Consider the following 579-nt stretch of genomic DNA (forward strand, 5'->3'; position numbering starts at 1 on the left):
TTATCGGCCGCGCCGTAAAATCCGGACTTCTCGATTTGGATGTGACCAATCCGCGAAATTTTACGTATGATCGGCATCGTATGGCTGATGATACGGTATATGGCGGCGGCTGCGGCATGTTGATGAAGGCTCAGCCCGTATTTGCGGCTGTTGAATCGGTACGTCGCGGCGTGGAAAAACGACGCATTATTTTTATGGGACCTGCAGGGGAGAAATTTACGCAGGATAAGGCCCGACAGTTGGCTGAATATGAGCAGATAATACTGATTTGCGGCCATTATGAGGGTGTCGATTATCGTATCGAATCACAGTTGGCCGATGAAGCCGTATCTGTAGGTGACTATATTCTTACGGGCGGCGAATTGCCGGCCATGATTGTGACCGATGCGGTAGCACGCATGATACCGGGTGTACTCGGAGCGTCGGCCGGAGCCGCTGACGATTCGTTTGCCATGTCGTTGTTGGAGTGCCCCCAGTACACGAAACCGGCTGATTTTCGCGGGTATGTTGTACCGGAAGTGTTGCGTAACGGCGATCATGCCAAAATAGAGGCTTGGAGAAGAAAAGCTTCTCTTGCCA

General features: G+C 51.8%; 1 protein-coding gene. It reads left to right on the forward strand.

Translation table 11 applies throughout. The features are described from left to right. A partial coding sequence (gene trmD / locus PGX78_RS07860; protein ID WP_270446360.1) for a tRNA (guanosine(37)-N1)-methyltransferase TrmD occupies nt 1–579 on the forward strand: 579 nt, incomplete at both ends.

Origin of the sequence: Megasphaera sp. AF13-6AC, from assembly GCF_027685385.1 — a bacterium.
In the GTDB taxonomy this organism is placed as follows: Bacteria; Bacillota; Negativicutes; order Veillonellales; family Megasphaeraceae; genus Megasphaera; species Megasphaera micronuciformis.